The sequence below is a fragment of the Limnobaculum eriocheiris genome (genome assembly GCF_021010575.1).
Taxonomy (GTDB): domain Bacteria; phylum Pseudomonadota; class Gammaproteobacteria; order Enterobacterales; family Enterobacteriaceae; genus Limnobaculum; species Limnobaculum eriocheiris.
Window position 1 is genome coordinate 1 of the sequence record NZ_JAJNAG010000071.1, and the last position, 9,143, is coordinate 9,143.

Consider the following 9,143-nt stretch of genomic DNA (forward strand, 5'->3'; position numbering starts at 1 on the left):
GAGGTGGAATGACCGTTTCGGATCACATCACTCGTTTCAGAACAGCGGGGACAAACTACATCAATCTTTGCCATCAATCATCCAAAGGGCGAAGAATACCACAACACTAAATATGCGTCACGACCGACAAATCCTTTTAATTTTGATGCCACGCAATTATTGGGCGTAATAAATGGATTGAATTCTCATGATTATTTTTAGTCACAATATCTTCAGAATTATGGTGACATAATTGAATCTTCCGGGGTTATTGCGAATTTTTTTGATTTATTTAACTCAATATTGACTAACTTCGATCAAAAATAGTGAAAGTGTTATCTGAGTCACAGTACAATGTTTGTGATTAAATATAATCATCAATGACCAATATAAATCATTATGCTGAGGATACAATGAACATTAAAAAATCGATAGAGAAAATCCCTGGCGGCATGATGGTGGTCCCGTTAGTTTTGGGTGCCATTATCAATACATTTATTCCAGAAGCACTTCAGATTGGTGGGTTTACCACTGCACTGTTTAAGGGCGGGGCAGCACCACTGATTGGCGCATTTCTTTTATGTATGGGGGCGGGGATAAGCATTAAAGCGGCCCCTCGTGCTTTGCTGCAGGGCGGTACTATTACGTTAACGAAATTACTGATTGCTGTGGCAATTGGTCTTGCCGTTGAGCGTTTCTTTGGTGCGGATGGTATTTTCGGTTTAACCGGACTGGCCATTATCGCCGCGATGAGTAACTCAAATGGTGGGCTTTATGCCGCGCTGGTAGGGGAGTTTGGTAATGAGCGAGATGTTGGTGCTATCTCCATTCTGTCTCTGAACGATGGTCCTTTTTTTACCATGATCGCATTAGGTGCGGCAGGTATGGCCAACATCCCAGTGATAGCGCTGGTGGCGGTACTGGTTCCACTGATTGTGGGGATGATTCTGGGTAACCTTGATCCACAAATGCGTGATTTCCTGACCAAAGGTGGACCTCTGCTGATTCCTTTCTTTGCCTTTGCATTAGGTGCCGGTATCGATCTGCATATGTTGCTGAAAGGCGGTCTGGCTGGGATTGCTCTAGGTGTTCTGACAACTCTGGTTGGCGGTTTCTTCAATATTAAAGCGGACCGTTTAGTGGGTGGCTCCGGGGTGGCGGGTGCGGCGGCATCCAGTACGGCAGGTAATGCGGTGGCAACGCCGTTAGCGATTGCGACTGCCGATCCATCGTTATCCGAGATAGCCAATGCGGCAGCGCCATTAATTGCTGCATCGGTCATTACCACGGCTATTTTGGTGCCAATTCTTACCTCTTGGGTGGCAAAACGCAACGCTCGTTTAGCGGGAGAAAACTAAGATGAAAATGCTGGTCATTGCAGATGATTTTACCGGAGCCAACGACACGGGCGTTCAACTGGCTAAAAAAGGTGCCCGGACAGATGTGCTGTTGCATGAGAAACCATTACGTAGCCATAAGGCAGATGTTTTGGTCATCAATACGGAAAGTCGAGCTGCAACTGCCCGGCAGGCAGCGGAGAGTGTTACCCGAGCTATCAATGCCCAGCTCTCCGCTGATAGTTCAGCACTGTTAGTGTATAAAAAGATTGATTCCACTTTTCGTGGTAACGTCGGTGCCGAAATCGAGGCCGCCATGAAAGCCAGTGGTGCAAAGATTGCACTGGTGGCTGCTGCTATTCCTGCGGCGGGGCGTGTTACGCTTAATGGATTATGTCTGGTAAACCGTATTCCGCTGGTGGAGACCGAATTTGCCAGCGACCCTAAAACGCCGATTCACTCATCGCGCATTCGGGATATCATCGCCGAACAAACTGCACTACCCATTCATGAAGTATTCCTGACTCAGGTGCGTTCAGGCAAATTGGCTGAGGTAGTGAAACAACTGGCACAGGGCCCTGAGTGCATTGTGGTGTTGGATGCGGAAGTGGAAAGTGATTTATCTGCCATTGCCGATACCTTGATTACTCTGGATCAGGCCTGTCTATTGGTGGGTGCCGCCGGATTTGCCGGTGCATTACCTTCTGAGCTCTACCTTAAACCTCGGGAACGACTGCCGGTACTGGTTGTCGCAGGCTCAATGAGCGAAGCTACCCGTAAACAGATTATGTATGCCCAGAGGGAGAAGTCTCTGGCAATTATTGATGTAGACGTTGAAAAACTGCTTGGTGCAGAGAATCAGAACGAAACTAAACAGATTATTACGCAGGCGGCAGAGGTATTGCGTCAACACCAACACTGTGTGTTACGTACCTGTAGGGATGAGGCCGCCCGTCAGAAGATTGACCAACTGTGTAAATGCTACCAACTTAGCCGTCAGCAGTTAGGTGACAAAATTAGCTCAACCCTGGGGGCGATAACCCTTGAACTGCTGGCCCTGTCGCAAATTGGCGGGTTATTCCTGACCGGTGGGGATATTGCCATCGCGGTTGCCCGCGCTTTGAATGCCGAAGGTTATCGTATTTCCGCCGAGGTTTCCCCTTGTATCCCTTGTGGCGCATTCGTTAACAGCGAAATTGATGACTTGCCGGTAATTACCAAGGCAGGGGGATTTGGTGCAGATAATGCCCTGAGCGACGCCATTTATTTTATTGAGGAGATGTATCATGGGAAGTAAAACCATTGCCGTCACTATGGGCGATCCGGCAGGGATCAGTCCGGAAATTATTATCAAAGCGCTGACAGAAGGTAGTCTCTCCGGCGCACCGGCGGTAGTGATTGGTTGTCTGCATACTTTACGTCGCGTACAGGCATTGGGCATCGTTCCTGCGGTGGAACTGCGCGAAGTTCAGAGCGTATCGGAAGCGCAATTTGCACCGGGTGTTATTCATGTGCTGAATGAACCTCTGGCCGACCCGGAAGCGCTGGTACCGGGTAAAGTTCAGCCACAGGCTGGTGATTTAGCCTATCGCTGTATCAAACGTGCAACAGACCTTGCGCTGGCAGGAGAAGTGCAGGCAATTGCGACAGCTCCATTGAATAAAGAAGCACTGCATTCGGCTGGTCACCTCTACCCGGGGCATACCGAGCTGTTGGCTAAGTTAACTAATACCCGCGATTACGCCATGGTGTTATATACCGATACTCTGAAAGTAATTCATGTGACTACCCATATTGCGTTGCGTAAGTTCCTTGATACGCTGAACCGCGGCCGGGTTGAAACGGTGATTGGTATGGCGGATACCTTCTTAAGACGCGTTGGTTTTGACTATCCGCGTATTGCCGTGGCCGGGGTGAATCCACATGCCGGAGAGAATGGTCTGTTTGGCGATGAAGAGATCAAAATATTAACGCCTGCCATTGAAGCTATGAAAGCGAAAGGTATTGATGTTTATGGTCCCTGTGCTCCTGATACCGTGTTTTTGCAGGCCAATGAAGGCCGCTACGACATGGTTGTGGCGATGTATCACGATCAGGGACATATACCGCTGAAGCTGTTAGGTTTCCATGATGGGGTAAATATTACCGCCGGACTGCCGTTTATTCGCACTTCTGCCGATCACGGTACCGCATTTGATATTGCGTGGACAGGTACAGCCAAATCTGAGAGCATGGGAATATCCATAGAGTTAGCTCTGAAACTTGCCTGATATACGAGTGCCATGAAAGGACAAAGTCGTCTGGACCAGATTATGGACTATTTGAAAAGTCATAATCTGGTCACCGTTGAACAGTTAGTTGCGGCGATTGATGCTTCACCGGCAACCATTCGTCGCGATCTGATTAAACTGGATAAGCAGGGCGTGATTATTCGCAGCCATGGTGGCGTTACTCTTGACCGCTTTATCCCCGATCAGCCTACTACCAATGAAAAGATCCATCGTAATCAGCATGAGAAGCAGGCCATTGCCCAGTATGCTGTGGGTATGGTGAAGTCTGGTGATTCCGTTGTACTGGATGCCGGAACTACGATGATGGAGCTGGCGCGACATTTAACTCATCTGCCATTACGGGTGATCACCACCGATCTGCATATTGCGCTGTTTCTGTCTGCATTTAAGCAAATTGAGGTCACCATTATTGGCGGCAGAATAGATGACAGTAGCCAATCATGTATTGGCGATCATGGACGTCGACTGCTGCGAAATATCTATCCTGATGTGGCATTTGTCAGCTGTAACTCCTGGAGTCTGGAACGAGGGATTACTACGCCAACGGAAGAGAAAGCCGGGTTAAAGCAAGATTTAGCAGCCAATGGCCGTAAGCGAGTTTTGCTGGCAGACAGCAGCAAGTATGGGGCCTATTCTCTGTTTTGCGTAACGCCGTTGAATACATTAACGGATATTGTAACGGATAAAGGGTTAACCCCGGACATTCAGCATAAGCTCAGACAGCAGCCGTTTGTGTTAAAGCTGGTGTAACCGATGACTATTCTGCATGTTGCAGAATAGTCATTATTAATACTACCGCGTTAAGCGCGAATATCCTGATACTCAGGTGTAGTATCAAACTCATGTTTAGCGAAAGGACATAACGGAATAATTTTTCGATGTTCGCCACGCATTTTTTCGACCACTTTATACACCAGTTTCTTTCCCACATCCTGACCCTTTAGCTTTTCATCAACATAGGTATGATCGATAATCGTCAGCTTTTCTCCCGTGGGAACAAAGGCCACTTCCGCCAGCATATTGCCATCGTTATCATTCACATAGAAACGGTTTTCACCTTCAAGAATGTTAATTTTCATACTATTTCTCTCTGTATTGCAGGGCACCGCTTGGGCAGGTATCAATGACGCGTTTAACTTCTTCAACGCTGGCGTTATCCGGCACAATCCAGGGTTTCCGTGATAGTTTAAAAATATTGGCATTTCCCCGCACGCAGTTGCCCGAGTGCTGACACATGGCAGTATTAAAGTAGACATCAATTTTCTCGCCGGTATAGCAGCGATAGCCTTTTTCTGTCAGTTCATTGCTCATACATTGCTCACTTAATTTATTGTGATTATTTTGCTACCTGTTAAGTATAGATAACTGTTTTAAAACGGCATTAGGAATTATTCAGAAACCAGACGTGTACAAAATAAGGAAGGGGCGAAAGTCGCCCCTTCCTTCGACAGAAAATAGCCATTACCAGAAATGGGAACCGTACCCCCACATCAATACGGTGAGGGCTAATAAAGCTTCCAGCACCAGTATGCCTAATGCCAGGGTTGAGCTGGAGAAAATGAACCCTTCGCTGTGGTCGATATTCAGAAAAGTTGGAATACCGGAGTAGAGAAGATAGGCGCAGTAGCACAGGCCAATAATGCCAGCCAGCAGGCAGAGCCAGACTAATGGATAGAGCGCCACTAACCCACTCAGAAACATCGGTGTTGCGGTATAGCCAGCAAAAATGATACAGCGTTCAAGGCTGGGGTGCTGAGGGTAGCGACGTGCCATCAGATGAATAATTTTTCCAACTACGGCAACCGCAGCCAGCAACATACTATAAAAAACAATAGCAATATAAGCCGCGGTAAACGTCGATACTTTTATACTTTGTTCATCCCCAATCATCCAGCCAAACTTTGTGGTACCGATAAATGAACAGACAACCGGAATTGCTGCCAGCACCAGAAGGTTTCGGGTATAGAGATGGGAAATGGTCTCCTTTTCTTGACTGATTTGTTGGAATTCACGGCCAGGATGGGCCAGAAGTCCCCATACATGATTGAACATCATATGACACCTCCGGGCTTACTGAGAATGTCGTCAGGTAAGATACCTGGTTTGAGCGATCGGGTTCTTCTACGGTCATCAATTAAGTATATAAACAAAGGGGAGAGAGGTTGGAATCCGGGGAAATAATTATATTTCAAAACATATCAACCTGCCGAAGATACGGCAGGTTGAAGAAGAAGGATCAGTTTGCTTTTTCTGCGGTTTTTTTCGGTTTTAGTTTACCCAGCACGGTAACCACCAGTAACACCGCAGCACCAGCCACCACGCCAAACAACATATTAAGTATAGTTGGCGTTAGCATATTAAAAATAGTGCCAACGGTAGGTAAAGTTAATACTGAAGCTGATGCCCCTTCGATAAGATGGTGAATCGTTGGTAATCCATGGGTAAGAATACCGCCACCAACCATAAACATTGCAGCGGTGCCAACAATGGATAAGGTTTTCATCAAATAGGGGGTAACATTGATTAAACCATTGCCAATGGCACGAGCGATGCTGGCTTTTTTGCGACTCAGGTAAAAACCAACATCATCCAGTCTGACAATACCGGCCACTAAGCCATAAACCCCAATTGTCATCACAATCGCAATTCCGGATATCACCAGAACCTGCTGCAAAAAACTGGCATGAGCAACGGTGCCCAGCGTAATAGCGATAATCTCGGCGGATAAAATAAAATCGGTTCTGATTGCGCCTTTAATCTTTTGCTTTTCATAAGTCGCAATTTCTTCAGGGGACAGCGCCGGTGCTTCCTGATGCTCGCCTTTCGTCTCTGCTGTTTTAGGATGCAAAAACTTATGGGCTAGCTTCTCAAATCCTTCATAACAAAGAAATGCGCCGCCAACCATGAGCAATGGGGTAACCGCCCAGGGAATAAAAGCGCTGATGGCTAATGCCAGTGGTACCAGAATGAGTTTATTCATAAATGAGCCTTTAGCCACGGCCCATACTACTGGCAATTCTCTGTCGGCTCGAACGCCGCTCACCTGTTGAGCATTGAGGGCTAAATCATCACCTAATACACCTGAAGTTTTCTTGGCTGCAACCTTTGTCATCAGCGCAACATCATCCAGGACCGCGGCAATATCATCTAATAATGCGAGTAAACTACTTCCTGCCAATTTAAAAACTCCTGAAAAAGGAAATTAATGTGCCCTTACTCATTATGGAGGCAAAGCTTACCTGATGGGATGTTGGCTGCCTATAGAAAACTTCTGAATAACTACCTTTGGGTAGTCTCCATCGATTTCTGTTTTTTATAGTTTTTGGCGGCGGCAGGTACCGGTGGTGCTTCTCCGGTTTCCATCCATTTACGCAGGCGGTTAGCATCAGCAAAATGGGTGTATTTACCAAATGCGTCCAGTACGACCAGCGTTACGTCTTTATTGGCAATGGTGGTACGCATTGCCAGACAGTGCCCGGCTTTATTAGTAAAACCCGTTTTAGTGAGCTGAATATCCCAATCGCCTTTTTTAACCAGATGGTTGGTATTGCGAAAATCCAGAGTATAAAGCGGGTCTTGGAAGGTAACGGTTTTTTCCTGTGTGGTGCTTAACTGACTGAGTAGAGGATAACCTTGGGTTGCAAAAAGGAGTTTAGTCAGATCGCTGGCAGTAGAAACATTTTGTTCAGACAGGCCGGTTGGCTCTACATAATGGGTGTGGGTCATGCCCAGGGCTTTCGCTTTATCATTCATTGCCTGAATAAAAGCGTCATATCCCCCCGGGTAGTTATGGGCTAATGCCGCTGCCGCCCGGTTTTCGGAAGACATCAGCGCCAGCAATAGCATATCCTCCCGGGAGATTTTGCTACCCACCTTGACCCGGGAATAGACGCCCTCTAACTCATGAGTTTGGTTAATAGTGACAGGAATCACTTCAGATAACGGTAGCTGTTTATCCAGCACGACCATTGCCGTCATTAATTTGGTAATTGAAGCAATGGGAACAACCTTATTTGGCGCAGCTGAATAGATCACCTGACGATTTTTCATATCAATGACTAAAGCGCTGCCGGAGGCAATTTCAGGTTGAGACAGAACAGTTGATACCGTAGATGAGGGAGAATTAGCCAACGCCTGAGGCAATGAGAATGTACCCGAAGAGCATAACAGTAGACCTAACAGGGAATAATGAAGTTTTATACGCATAGTGACCAGTTATATTTCAAAAAGAGAGCCGGGATAACAATAGGGGGAAGTATAAATGAGGTTATCGTTTTTCGCCTATGGGGGGATGTGTAATTAATTGTATTAAATCCGACAAATTAAAAGCTGGTTTAATTCAAACCAGCTTTTAATTATTTGAACCGTATTACCCCTGACGAACCTTTTGCTTTTTACTGCTTTTGCTGGTGTCGGCAACTTGCAGGGATGGGGTTGTCTCTATCCAGTTACGCAGTCGGTTAGCATCGGCAAAATGGGTGTATTTACCATAAGCATCTAACATCACTAAAGCGACTTCACGATTACTAATAACTGTACGCATCGTCAGGCAATGACCAGCTTTATTGGTAAAACCGGTTTTAGTTAACTGAATATTCCAATCCTGATCGCGGATGAGATGGTTAGTATTGCGAAACTCCAGGTTATATCTGGGGTTTTCAAAAGAGACCGTTTTCTCAGGTGTGGTACTAAGCTGACTGAGTAACGGATATTTTTTAGTGGCCATAACCAGTTTGCTCAGATCGCGAGCGGTTGACACATTTTTCTCTGATAACCCTGTCGGTTCAACATAGCGGGTGTGGGTCATTCCCAGCGATTTGGCTTTTGCATTCATAGCGCGGATAAAAGCTTTGTATCCGCCGGGATAGTTGTGTGCAAGGCTGGCAGCGGCCCGGTTTTCTGATGACATAAGCGCTAACAGCAACATATCTTTACGGGTAATCTCACTACCCACTTTAACTCTGGAGTAAACGCCTTTTAATTCTGATGTTTGGTTAATCCTGACGGGAATCACCTGTGTTAAAGATTGTTTAGCATCAAGAACTACCATTGCAGTCATTAATTTTGTAATGGAAGCAATAGGTGAAACTTTGTCTGGATTTATTGCGTAAATAACTTTTCGGGTATTTATATCTACAACCAGCGCACTTTGGGATGAAAGACCAATCTGTGGTGATGAAGTCGTTGATGCAGCTTTACTGTTTTTAGCCAGAGCCTCAGGCACAGCCACAACGCTGGAGGACAGGATGAGCAAGCTCAATAGAGAAAATCGAATTTTTTTGTGCATAGTTTGCTGACTTCAATTGAGTTATCGACATAGAACAGGATGTTCTGCTGCTGAAATTATAATTTATAGTTATGCAATAAGCACAGGCAATTTGTGGCATATCAGCACAATAAGAGGGAGGTTATTTGGGTCGTGACGCATATTTAGTGTTGTGGTATTCTTCGCCCTTTGGATGATTGATGGCAAAGATTGATGTAGTTTGTCCCCGCTGTTCTGAAACGAGTGATGTGATCCGAAACGGTCATTCCA

At 46.1% G+C, this 9,143-nt stretch carries 12 protein-coding genes; 5 read left to right on the top strand and 7 right to left on the bottom strand.

All coding sequences use genetic code 11. The annotated features are described in order from the left end of the window. On the bottom strand, window positions 1-74 hold a 74-nt coding region (locus tag LPW36_RS17000; RefSeq protein WP_338085967.1), incomplete at its 3' end, for an IS1 family transposase. 318 nt (window positions 75-392) lie between these two features. Between LPW36_RS17000 and LPW36_RS17005 the strand changes: the two genes are divergently transcribed. The 4 genes from LPW36_RS17005 to LPW36_RS17020 are packed head-to-tail and all read left to right on the top strand — an operon-like array spanning window position 393 to window position 4,357. Then, a complete protein-coding gene (locus tag LPW36_RS17005; RefSeq protein WP_230611730.1) occupies window positions 393-1,337 on the top strand; it encodes a 2-keto-3-deoxygluconate permease 1 in 945 nt (314 codons plus the stop codon). Between the two features lies 1 nt (window position 1,338). Then, window positions 1,339-2,613 carry a D-threonate kinase gene (dtnK, locus tag LPW36_RS17010; protein ID WP_230611732.1) on the top strand — a complete coding sequence of 425 codons (1,275 nt, stop codon included), beginning with the start codon at window positions 1,339-1,341 and terminating at the stop codon, window positions 2,611-2,613. Beyond that, window positions 2,603-3,586, top strand: a complete 984-nt coding sequence (locus tag LPW36_RS17015) for a D-threonate 4-phosphate dehydrogenase (RefSeq protein ID WP_230611733.1) — start codon at window positions 2,603-2,605, stop codon at window positions 3,584-3,586. The genes dtnK and LPW36_RS17015 overlap by 11 nt, the downstream gene beginning before the upstream one ends. A gap of 12 nt (window positions 3,587-3,598) precedes the next feature. Continuing rightward, window positions 3,599-4,357: a DeoR/GlpR family DNA-binding transcription regulator gene (locus tag LPW36_RS17020; RefSeq protein WP_230611734.1), complete on the top strand. Its 759-nt coding sequence runs from the start codon at window positions 3,599-3,601 to the stop codon at window positions 4,355-4,357. A gap of 50 nt (window positions 4,358-4,407) precedes the next feature. Here the strand turns inward: LPW36_RS17020 and LPW36_RS17025 are convergent, their stop codons facing one another. From LPW36_RS17025 to pbpG (LPW36_RS17050), 6 genes are all read right to left on the bottom strand, one after another. Continuing rightward, complete coding sequence (locus tag LPW36_RS17025) at window positions 4,408-4,680, bottom strand: GNAT family N-acetyltransferase (protein WP_230611743.1); 273 nt, start codon at window positions 4,678-4,680, stop codon at window positions 4,408-4,410. Between the two features lie 7 nt (window positions 4,681-4,687). After that, window positions 4,688-4,918, bottom strand: coding sequence for a (4Fe-4S)-binding protein (locus tag LPW36_RS17030; protein ID WP_230611735.1), 231 nt, complete (start codon window positions 4,916-4,918; stop codon window positions 4,688-4,690). 150 nt (window positions 4,919-5,068) lie between these two features. Beyond that, window positions 5,069-5,659 (bottom strand): Yip1 family protein, encoded by a 591-nt coding sequence (locus tag LPW36_RS17035; protein WP_230611745.1) that lies wholly within the window; start codon window positions 5,657-5,659, stop codon window positions 5,069-5,071. Window positions 5,660-5,843: 184 nt separating this feature from the next. Beyond that, window positions 5,844-6,785, bottom strand: coding sequence for a DUF808 domain-containing protein (locus LPW36_RS17040; RefSeq protein WP_230611737.1), 942 nt, complete (start codon window positions 6,783-6,785; stop codon window positions 5,844-5,846). Window positions 6,786-6,886: 101 nt separating this feature from the next. Next, window positions 6,887-7,813, bottom strand: coding sequence for a D-alanyl-D-alanine endopeptidase (pbpG, locus tag LPW36_RS17045; protein ID WP_230611739.1), 927 nt, complete (start codon window positions 7,811-7,813; stop codon window positions 6,887-6,889). A 163-nt stretch (window positions 7,814-7,976) separates the two neighbouring features. After that, window positions 7,977-8,894 (bottom strand): D-alanyl-D-alanine endopeptidase, encoded by a 918-nt coding sequence (gene pbpG, locus LPW36_RS17050; protein ID WP_230611741.1) that lies wholly within the window; start codon window positions 8,892-8,894, stop codon window positions 7,977-7,979. A 179-nt stretch (window positions 8,895-9,073) separates the two neighbouring features. Here pbpG (LPW36_RS17050) and LPW36_RS18040 point away from each other — a divergent pair. Then, window positions 9,074-9,143, top strand: a 70-nt coding sequence (locus tag LPW36_RS18040) for an IS1 family transposase (protein ID WP_420844810.1), incomplete at its 3' end; no start/stop codon positions are given.

Coding starts and splice junctions, on each gene's coding strand:
- LPW36_RS17005 (WP_230611730.1), top strand. CDS start 393: ATGAACATTAAAAAATCGATAGAGAAAATCCCTGGCGGCATGATGGTG.
- dtnK (WP_230611732.1), top strand. CDS start 1,339: ATGAAAATGCTGGTCATTGCAGATGATTTTACCGGAGCCAACGACACG.
- LPW36_RS17015 (WP_230611733.1), top strand. CDS start 2,603: ATGGGAAGTAAAACCATTGCCGTCACTATGGGCGATCCGGCAGGGATC.
- LPW36_RS17020 (WP_230611734.1), top strand. CDS start 3,599: ATGAAAGGACAAAGTCGTCTGGACCAGATTATGGACTATTTGAAAAGT.
- LPW36_RS17030 (WP_230611735.1), bottom strand. CDS start 4,918: ATGAGCAATGAACTGACAGAAAAAGGCTATCGCTGCTATACCGGCGAG.
- LPW36_RS17035 (WP_230611745.1), bottom strand. CDS start 5,659: ATGTTCAATCATGTATGGGGACTTCTGGCCCATCCTGGCCGTGAATTC.
- pbpG (WP_230611739.1), bottom strand. CDS start 7,813: ATGCGTATAAAACTTCATTATTCCCTGTTAGGTCTACTGTTATGCTCT.
- pbpG (WP_230611741.1), bottom strand. CDS start 8,894: ATGCACAAAAAAATTCGATTTTCTCTATTGAGCTTGCTCATCCTGTCC.